This window comes from Paenibacillus cellulosilyticus (assembly GCF_003182255.1).
Lineage (GTDB): Bacteria > Bacillota > Bacilli > Paenibacillales > Paenibacillaceae > Paenibacillus_T > Paenibacillus_T cellulosilyticus.
In genome coordinates, this window is the sequence record NZ_QGTQ01000007.1 from 211380 (window position 1) to 221729 (window position 10350).

5 protein-coding genes are annotated in these 10350 nt (G+C 53.1%); all 5 read left to right on the forward strand.

What is annotated here, in order from left to right; genetic code table 11:
• Positions 1-19: 19 nt before the first annotated feature.
• Entirely contained in the window at positions 20-946 is a 927-nt protein-coding gene (locus DFQ01_RS12355) for an ABC transporter permease (RefSeq protein ID WP_110044189.1), read from the forward strand.
• Between the two features lie 35 nt (positions 947-981).
• The gene (locus DFQ01_RS12360; RefSeq protein ID WP_245946654.1) at positions 982-1866 is read left to right on the forward strand and encodes an ABC transporter permease; all 885 of its coding nucleotides are present in this window, start codon (positions 982-984) and stop codon (positions 1864-1866) included.
• A 27-nt stretch (positions 1867-1893) separates the two neighbouring features.
• The gene (locus DFQ01_RS31905) at positions 1894-3942 is read left to right on the forward strand and encodes an ABC transporter ATP-binding protein (protein WP_110044191.1); all 2049 of its coding nucleotides are present in this window, start codon (positions 1894-1896) and stop codon (positions 3940-3942) included.
• Positions 3943-4122: 180 nt separating this feature from the next.
• A complete protein-coding gene (locus DFQ01_RS12370; protein ID WP_110044192.1) occupies positions 4123-5409 on the forward strand; it encodes a LysM peptidoglycan-binding domain-containing protein in 1287 nt (428 codons plus the stop codon).
• Positions 5410-5750: 341 nt separating this feature from the next.
• A partial coding sequence (locus DFQ01_RS31080; RefSeq protein WP_110044193.1) for a beta strand repeat-containing protein occupies positions 5751-10350 on the forward strand: 4600 nt, incomplete at its 3' end.

The following is a 10350-nucleotide window of genomic DNA, read 5'->3' on the forward strand; positions in this document are numbered from 1 at the left end:
CGGAAAGGAAGCGTTCCTCATGGTGAAATATATCATCAACCGACTCATTCTAGCGGTGCCTGTCATTCTCGGCTCATTGACGCTCGTTTTCCTCATTATTCATTGGCTGCCTGGTGATCCGGCCCGCATGCTGGCGGGGGATGATCATGCTGAGGATCGGATTCAATACCTGCAGGAGCAGCTCGGGTTGAACCGGCCGTTGTGGGTCCAATATTTCACTTACTTATGGGATAGCATGAGGGGCGACTTCGGTCATTCCTTCGCGAATCAGCAGCCGGTCATGGATCGGCTGCTGTCCCAGCTTCCATCGACGGCGGAGCTGGCGGTCGTGAGTACGATATTTGCCATCATTACGGGCATTACGCTTGGCATATTGTCGGCGGTATATCGCAATCGCTTGGTGGATTATGTGATTCGCATCGTCAGTCTGTTCGGCGTATCGATGCCGAAGTTCTGGCTCGGCATTCTGCTTATTCTGATCTTCTCCGTGCATCTGCATCTGCTTCCTGCGATCGGCAATGGCAGCTTCAAACAGGTTATACTACCGGCTTTTGCGCTTGGCGTAACGGGGGCCGGTATCCTTGCACGGATGGTGCGCAACAGCATTCTTGAGGTCATCGAGGATCCGTTCGTCACAACGCTGCGGGCCAAAGGGGTGACTGAGCGCAAGGTGCTGTACCTGCATGTGCTGCGCAACGCGCTGCTGCCGTCGCTGACGATCATCGGTGTAATCTTCGTCGGCATGCTGGAGGGTGCAGTTGTGACAGAGACGGTGTTCGCTAGGCAGGGGATTGGCAAAATGGTCGTAGACGCGATCGGCCAGAAGGATATTCCGGTCATTCAGGCTTCGATACTGATCTGCGCCGTCTTCAATATCGTCGTCAACCTTCTTGTAGATATTTCGTATTCGTTCGTTGATCCTCGCGTCAGGCAGCAGTCCGCGTGATGGACAGAGCAACTGGAGGTGAGATTTTGTCTATTGTGAGTAATTCAATCTCGTCAGATGCAGCGCTGCCGCTTGCGGCTCAGCGGAAGAGAAGAAAGCTGAGGCTGCGCAAGGTGACGTTTCCTCAGCTGTATATTACAGCCTCGCTCGTTTATCTGTTGTTTCTGCTCGTTAGCGCCATTACTCCGCAGCTGCTGACGCACTACTCGCCGACGGCGATGAATGCTTCCGAGCTGCTGCAGTCTCCGAGTCTGCAGCATTGGCTCGGGACGGACCATTTTGGCCGCGATCTGTGGACGGTGCTCGTCTATGGCAGCCGGCAGTCGCTGCTGCTTGGCGTTGTGTCGGTATTGATCGGGGGAATCGCAGGGCTGCTGCTAGGTCTTGTTGCGGGGTATTTCGGCGGGATCGTGGATACGCTGCTGATGCGGCTGACGGACATTCTGATGACGATCCCGGGCACGCTGCTTGCGATTGTGATCGCGGTAGCGATCGGCCCGACGTTCTTCAATGTCATTCTTGCCATCAGCATTTCGACGATTCCATCGAAGGCGCGTGTCATCCGAAGCACGGTCATCAGCCTCCGAAGCCGGATGTATGTGGATGCGGCGAAAGCGATCGGGACGTCACATCTGCAAATTATGCTGCGGCATATTCTGCCGGGCTGCTGGTCACCCCTTCTCGTCATGACGACAATTGGCGTCGGGACATCGATTCTGGCCGGAACAGGACTGAGCTTCTTAGGTCTTGGTGTCATTAAAGAGATTCCAGACTGGGGCTACCTGCTGTCCGAAGGCCGGAGCTATATGACGGTTGCTTGGTGGATTGCAGCATTCCCGGGCTTGTTTATCACACTGCTGGTCGTTGCCTTCAACCTGCTCGGGGATGAGCTGCGCGACCGGCTTGATCCCAAAAAATAGTAATGCCGCTAACAAGGGGGCACGTATATGGAACAGCTGCTACAGATTAACGAGCTGTCGGTCGACTTTCAGACGCCGAACGGTTCACTTAATGCGATAAACAAAGTAAGCCTGCAAATGGGGCGAGGTGAGGTCGTCTGCTTAGTCGGGGAGTCTGGCAGCGGCAAGACGATTACTTCGTTGTCTATTATGCGGTTAATTGATTATAGCAAGGGTAAAATCGTGCAAGGCGATATTACGCTGGATGGGAACAGCTTGGTCGGCTTGTCGCAGAAAGAAATCAGTCAACTGCGCGGCAAGAAGATCGCGATGATCTTCCAAGAGCCGATGACGGCGCTGGACCCGGTCTTCACGATCGGCTTCCAGATTAGCGAGGTCATTCTTCGTCATCAGAAGGTGAGCAAGCTGAAGGCGAAGGAGGAAGCGATCCAGCTGCTGCGCCGGGTCGGCATTCCAGAACCTGAGATGCGCTACAATCAATATCCATATGAGCTGTCGGGCGGCATGCGACAGCGTGCGATGATCGCAATTGCGCTGGCCTGCGGGCCGGAGCTGCTCATTGCCGATGAACCAACAACGGCGCTGGACGTAACGATTCAAGCGCAAATCTTGAATTTGCTGCAGGAGCTTCGGAAGGAGCTCGGCATGTCGATTCTGCTCATTACGCATGATCTCGGTATTGCAGCTGAGATGGCGGACCGAGTTGTCGTCATGTACGCTGGACAAATCGTTGAGCAGTCGAAGACGCTGCCGTTATTCGAGCAGCCGCATCACCCTTATACGCAGGGGCTGCTTCGTTCGATCATTACATTGGAGCAGGACAGGAGCGCACGGCTGTATACGATCGATGGTGCGATTCCAAGCTTGACCGCGCTGCCTTCGGGCTGCCGCTTCCATCCGCGCTGCCCGTATGCGACTGAACGGTGCCGCGCAGAGGAGCCTGCGCTGGAGTCGATCGATGATCGTGAAGTTGCCTGCTGGCATGCAAGTGAGCTGCAGCAGAATGATCACCCCTTGCGGCTGGCCGCCGAGCAGCGCGAACGCGAGCGAACGCTGGAGCTGAGCGGCCGCAGGAGCGATGCGGTATTGGACTATGATTCGCTTGCGGAGGTGGAGCCGCTAATTTCCGTGCAGGGGCTGAAGAAGCATTTTCCGGTAAAGAGTGGGCTTCTGCAATTAAGCAAACGGCATGTGCGTGCGGTAGATGGTGTTTCCTTCGATATTTATAAAGGGGAGACGTTCGGACTGGTCGGAGAATCCGGCTGTGGGAAGTCGACGCTTGGCCGTGTGCTGCTGCAGCTGGACCGAGCAACGGGTGGCCAGGTGTTATTCAAGGGCAAGGATCTGCTTCAACAGAATGTGAAAGAACGGAAAAACGTGCGCAGCGAGATGCAGATCGTGTTCCAGGATCCGTATGGCTCGATTAATCCAAGATGGACAATTGAAGACATTATCGGCGAGCCGCTGTGGGTGCACGAGTCGCTCAAAGGAGCTGCCAAGCGCGAGAAGGTGCAGGAGGTTATGAAGCTTGTTGGTCTGAACCCAAGCTGGTATAACCGGTATCCGCATGAGTTCTCCGGTGGACAGCGCCAGCGGATCGGCATCGCAAGGGCGATTGTGCTTCGGCCTGATTTTATTGTAGCGGATGAGGCGGTCTCTGCGTTGGACGTGTCCGTGCAGTCGCAGGTCATTAACTTGATGCAGGATTTGCAGGAACAGCTTGGACTGACGTATCTGTTCATCGCCCATGGCCTGACTGTCGTGCGGCATATATCCAGTCGAATTGGCGTCATGTACTTAGGCAAGCTGGTCGAGGTAGCGCCAACCGATGAGCTGTTCGCCCATCCGGCCCATCCTTATACGAAGGCGCTGCTATCCGCGATTCCGGTTGCCGATCCGACTGCCCGCCGCGAATATGCGCCGATCCAAGGGGAGATGCCATCTCCGGCATCGCCGCCCTCGGGCTGCCGCTTCCATACGCGCTGCCCAGCCGCAACAGACCGGTGCCGAACGGAGGAGCCGCAGCTGCAATCGATCGGAACGGGACATCGTGTTGCGTGCCATTATCCACTTTAGGAGCACGTGTGTTGCAGAATGTATATGTATGGAGCAGGCCGTCCTTTAGAGACTAGAGGGACGGCTTTTTCTTTTAGATGGATTCACGTTTCTGCATAAAAATGGTCTAACGTCCCCGCTGTGGAATACGCATTAAATGATGCCAGTTTGATGTCGTAATTATAAGGTGGGGAGGCTGTTATGCAAATTCATGTGATACAGTCCGGCCAATCGCTCTATCAGCTATCGCAAACGTATGGAATTCCTGTCGCAACTATCGCGGAAGCGAATGAAATATCACCGTCTGAAACACTGGTCGTTGGACAAACATTAGTCATTCCGATTGTTGGGTCCTATTATTGGGTACGGCCGGGCGATACGCTGACCAGCATTGCTCGGGCGCACGGCACGACGGCGGAGCGGCTTGCGGAAGTGAACCAAATCTCGATCGGCGGCAGCTTAACGCCGGGGACGCGGCTGTATATTCCACCGAGACCGAGACGAGCGGCGGAGATTAATGCGTATGTAGAGCCTCGCGGCAATAGTGTTGCGCCTGCATTGCTGAATGCGTCGCGTGAAGCAGCGCCGCATCTTACGTATCTCGCTCCGTTCAGCTTCCAGATTAATCGGGATGGGACGCTGAAGCCGCCTCCGCTTGGTGGGCTTAGGGAGATCGCGAGCCAGAATGGCGCAGTGCTGATGATGGTCGTGACCAACTTAGAGAACGGCCAGTTCAGTGCAGAGCTGGGGCAAGTCATCCTGAATGATGAACAGGTGCAGAATCGGCTGCTGGACAATGTGATTCAGACGGCGAAGGAGCGGGGATTCCGCGATATTCACTTCGATCTCGAGCATCTTCGTCCGCAGGATCGTGATGCTTATAACCGTTTTCTGCGCAAAGCAGCGACCCGGATTCATAATGAAGGGCTGCTCATCTCCACAGCGCTCGCTCCGAAGACGAGTGCGACGCAGGCAGGGGAATGGTACACCGCGCATGATTACCATACGCACGGCCAAATTGTGGACTTCGTCGTTATTATGACGTACGAATGGGGCTACAGCGGTGGTCCGGCAATGCCAGTATCTCCAATCGGGCCGGTACGGAAGGTGCTGGAGTATGCGCTGACCGAGATGCCGGGATCGAAGATCATGATGGGCCAAAATTTGTATGGCTACGACTGGACGCTTCCTTTTGTACCAGGAGGCGCTTACGCCAAGGCGGTTAGTCCGCAGCAGGCGATCGATATTGCGCGCCGACATAATGCTGCGATTCAATATGATTATGAGGCGCAGGCTCCTCATTTCAACTATTGGGATAATAACGGGAAGGAGCATGTTGTCTGGTTCGAAGACGCACGCTCGATTCAGGCGAAGTTTGATTTGCTCAAGGAGCTGGGCTTGCGCGGCATCAGCTATTGGAAGCTTGGCTTAAGCTTCCCGCAAAACTGGCTGCTGATTGAAGATAACTTCCAAGTGACGAAGAAGTGAGCGGATAAGTACCGCCCTTGAAGGGCAGCTACCATCGTAAGGCAGCACATTTTGCCTTAAAAGATTTGCACGCTCAATGATAACGAGATCGGCGGTTTTATACCGAATATTGGAACAGCTCAGGCCTTGATTTTACGAGGCTGGGGCTGTTTTTTTTGTTTGGAACAGAGTGAACAGCATCTTTTTAAAAATAATCAGATTTAATTGCTAAATTAGTGATGTAATTCATGTCGAATTCTATTATAATCTGGAAGAAAATTGTCGAGATTGATCAAACGTTTACTAGATTTCGATCTGGTTGGGGAAGGGTCGGGGTCACGATATATTAAAGGAGGACAAATATGAGGGCGAGAGCTAGATTCAGAAGGGTAACCGTCATACTGGCATTCATTACAATGCTGATCAGTCAGGTAATATTCGGCGGCTTTATCAATATCGGTGTCGCTCAGGCGGCGGTTAACGTCGATTACGGCACAGCGAAGAAGATTGATCTCTCTACGATGGGCCTTGGCTACGATATGACGAATTTGCCCTACGGCCAGTTTATTGGTTTGCCAGGTGGGAAGGTCGGTATATTGGGATCTACGGCTGCTGGCCACAGCTATTCTGTTATTGACAGTAGCGGGAACAAGGTGTTCTCGCTGCCGCTTAATACGAGTGCCATTATGGGTACGAGGGCAACTAATTATTCAGAGGTATATGCTGCCCCGATGGCAAATGGCAATACGGTAATCATGTGGGCGGGGCAACCGACCGGCTGTGATCAGAATAAAGGCTATTCTGTTCAATTCATTATCGTGGATGGACAAGGCAATGTGGTACAATCGGCCACTGACGTTAGCACCGCAACGGCCAATTACAATTGTTACATAAGTGCTCAGCCATTATCGAATGGCAACATTGCTTTTATGTACCAAGTTACAGGTGCAGAGTACTATTACCGGATTTTTAATCCGACGACAAAAGCGTTCCTGTCGAGTCCGGTATCGATTGAAGGAGCAGGCGCAACGGATTCATCTTACACCCATGTTCTCGCAGCTAGCTCTAACGGCACGTTCATGGTTGTGTATCATACCTACAACGCGACTCAATATCATGTTGCTGTATACCAGAATGATGGCACGAGAATTAAGACGTTTGATTTTGGAACAGAGGATACATATGGGAACGGAGAAAAATCGCTCACGGCTTTATCCAATGGCAATTACGCGCTGCTCATTCATACATTATCCGGCTATCAGCTCCAAATCTTTGATAGCAGCGGCAATACGGTTGGTTCAGCAATTACGAGCGGACTGACCTACACGGCGACTGATGGTTCTATAGTAGAGAATCCAGGGGTGTTGGGGCTGGGCGACGGCGGATTTCTAGTCGTTGACAATGTGTATCAGAATATTGAACCCGATTACCCAGGACAGCTCTATGTGAAGCAGTTCAATAATGATGGAACGTTTTATAACAATAACAGCAGTTGGACTCCAACAGGTGTTGAAGGAAGCGTTTATACTTACGGCTGGGCTTTCAACGGCTATGATAAAGGCTTTGGTTTCCTAAACTGGGTTGATTCCAAGCTGTATACCTTCGGGATGGATACTGCTGTTCCGGTAACAGGAGTAACCCTGAATACCTCTGCACTAAGTTTAACAACAGGCGGAGCAACGAGTACGTTGACGGCGACAGTCGCGCCATCAAACGCAACCAACAAGAATGTGACGTGGAGCTCGGATAATACGGGCGTCGCAACGGTCGCAAACGGAGTCGTCACGCCAGTAAGCGCAGGGACGGCTCACATTACGGTTACGACGGTCGACGGCTCGCAGACCGCAACGGCTACTGTAACGGTTACGACCCCGGTAGCGAGTGTGACGCTGGATCATACGTCGTTGAACCTAGAGACAGGTGGTTCGACGGGTACGTTGATCGCTACGCTGAACCCTGCGAACGCCACGAACAAGAGCGTGACGTGGACGTCGAGTAATGCAAGTGTCGCGACAGTCGCGAACGGCGTCGTAACGCCGGTAGGGCCAGGAACAGCGACAATAACGGTAACAACAGCCGATGGCGGGAAGACGGCAGCGTGTACGGTTACAGTTGTAACGCGTGTTTCTAGCGTAACAGTGTCGCCTTCGACATTGGATCTTAAGGTTGGCGGCCCAACAGGCACGATTACGTCCACAGTAAGTCCGGCAGGTGCAACGAATAGCAGTGTAACCTGGAGTTCGGATAATTCGAGTGTGGCGACAGTCGTGAACGGTGTTGTTACCGCAGTAGGTAATGGTACCGCCCATATTACGGCAACAACAGCGGATGGCGGATTTACTTCAACGAGTACTGTAAACGTAACGACGCCTGTAACGGGTGTGACGTTGGACAAGACGACATTGAGTCTGATTAAGGGCGGGGCTGCAGGCACGTTGACTGCTGCCGTTAACCCTTCAACCGCAACGAATAAAGGTGTAACGTGGGTTTCGATGAATCCCGGTGTAGCGACGGTTTCGAATGGTGTTATAACGCCGGTCGGCGCAGGCACGACGGACATTGTTGTTACAACCGATGACGGAGGATTTACTGCAATAAGTAAGGTTACGGTGAAGACGGCGGTAACCGGCGTAATGTTGGATCAGCCGACGATGCATTTGTTCAAGGGCGGAGCAACAGGTACGCTGGTGGCAACTGTCAATCCGTCGGATGCGACAGATCAGGGTTTGACGTGGAGCTCGGATGACACGAATGTAGCAACCGTCGTAAACGGTGTCGTAACAGCAGTAGGGGATGGAACAGCCACGATTACAGTGACAACGGTCGATGGCAGCTATACAGCCACTAGCGAAGTCACTGTTACGACGCCAGTAACAGGTGTGACGCTGGATCATTCGACACTGGATTTGTTTACAGGCGGTGCAGATGGAACGCTGGTAGCGACGGTCAATCCTTCGGATGCGACAGATTCTTCTGTGACATGGAGCACGGATGATGCGAGTGTGGCAACCGTGGTCGGCGGTGTCGTAACGCCAGTAGGCGTAGGTACGGCAACGATTACTGTAACAACGGCTGACGGCGGATATACCGCAACCAGCACAGTAACGGTTACAACGCCTGTAACGGGCGTAACGCTGGATCAACCAACGCTGCATCTGTTCAAAGGTGGAGCGGCAGGTACACTAACCGAGACGGTGAATCCATCGGATGCAACGGATAAAAGTGTAATTTGGGATTCGGATGATACCAATGTTGCAACCGTAACGAACGGTGTGGTAACGCCAGTTGGCGATGGCACGGCGACAATTACAGTTACAACAGTGGATGGCAGTTACACGGCAACGAGCACCGTAACGGTAACGACGCCTGTAACAGGTGTAACGGTGGACAAGTCCACGCTGGATCTGTTCGTAGGCGGAGCAGATGAAACGTTGGTTGCAACAGTTAATCCATCAGATGCGACAGATTCTTCTGTGACATGGGGCTCGGATGATACGAATGTAGCAACGGTCGTGAATGGTGTCGTCACGCCAGTAGGCGTGGGTACAGCGACGATTACGGTCACGACAACGGATGGCGGCTATACGGCAACGAGCATTGTAACGGTAACAAAGCCAGTAACAGGCGTGACACTGGATCAACCGACGCTTCACCTGTATAAAGGCGGGGCAACGGAAACGTTGGTAGCGACAGTCAATCCATCAGATGCAACGGATAAGACAGTTACATGGAGCTCGGATGACACGAATGTAGCGACAGTAGTCGATGGTGTCGTTACGGCAGTGGGTGACGGTACAGCGCATATTACGGTCACGACAGTGGATGGCGGTTATACAGCAACGAGCAGCGTAACGGTAACGACGCCGGTAACGGGCGTAACGCTGGATAAGAGCACGCTTCACCTGTTGGTGGGCGGAGCGGATGGAACACTGGCTGAGACGGTTAATCCATCAGATGCAACAGATTCTTCTGTGACATGGAGCTCGGATGATACGAATGTAGCAACGGTCGTGAATGGTGTTGTCACGCCAGTAGGCGTGGGTACAGCGACGATTACCGTAACAACGGTCGATGGCGGCTATACGGCAACCACCGAAGTCACAGTTACGAAGCCGGTAACGGGTGTGATATTGGATCAGCCAACGCTGCACCTATATAAAGGCGGGGCACCAGGCACATTGACCGAGACGGTGAGCCCATCGGATGCGACGGATAAAGGTGTAACTTGGAGTTCGAGTGACACGAGTGTCGCAACTGTAGCGGACGGTGTTGTAACGGCAGTCGGGGATGGCACGGCGACAATTACAGTTACGACAGTGGATGGCGGTTACACGGCAACGAGCACCGTAACGGTAACGACGCCTGCAACAGGTGTAACGGTGGACAAGTCCACGCTGGATCTGTTCGTAGGCGGAGCAGATGAAACGTTGGTTGCAACAGTTAATCCATTAGATGCGACAGATCCTTCTGTGACATGGAGCTCGGATAATACGAATGTAGCAACGGTCGTGAATGGTGTTGTCACGCCAATAGGCGTGGGTACAGCGACGATTACCGTAATAACGGTCGATGGCGGCTATACGGCAACCACTGAAGTCACAGTTACGAAGCCGGTAACGGGCGTGACACTGGATCAACCGACGCTTCACCTGTATAAAGGCGGGGCAACGGAAACGCTGGTAGCGACAGTCAATCCATCGGATGCAACGGATAAAGGTGTAACTTGGAGTTCGAGTGACACGAGTGTCGCAACTGTAGCGGACGGTGTTGTAACGGCAGTCGGGGATGGCACGGCGACAATTACAGTTACGACAGTGGATGGCGGTTATACGGCAACGAGCACCGTAACGGTAACGACGCCTGCAACAGGTGTAACGGTGGACAAGTCCACGCTGGATCTGTTCGTAGGCGGAGCAGATGAAACGTTGGTTGCAACAGTTAATCCATTAGATGCGACAGATT